The following is a 255-nucleotide window of genomic DNA, read 5'->3' as shown; positions in this document are numbered from 1 at the left end:
TGGCAGCATCACCCAATCTATATTAAAAATGGCATGAAATGTAATAATGGATATATTTCTCGCAAGGAAGATTCAGCAGTTAAATAATTAAATATTCTAAAACAAACAGTTTTTAACTCCGGATTCCATGTCCTTTCTTGCACTGTCTTTGTCAAGAAAAATTTCTTATGCAAAGAATTTTGTATTATTGCCGCCAGAAATTCCTGGCGGCAGATATAATTTATTATTGATAGCGGTTAACCAAATCTTTTACCA

Annotated in this window: 1 pseudogene; it reads left to right on the top strand. The window is 32.2% G+C overall.

What is annotated here, in order from left to right:
• A pseudogene (locus SB719_RS21300) lies at positions 1–87 on the top strand (hypothetical protein); the annotation flags it as partial.
• Positions 88–255 lie beyond the last annotated feature (168 nt).

This window comes from Pantoea sp. SIMBA_079 (assembly GCF_046940275.1).
In the GTDB taxonomy this organism is placed as follows: Bacteria; Pseudomonadota; Gammaproteobacteria; order Enterobacterales; family Enterobacteriaceae; genus Pantoea; species Pantoea borealis.
This window is presented reverse-complemented; position numbering and strand designations above follow the sequence as displayed.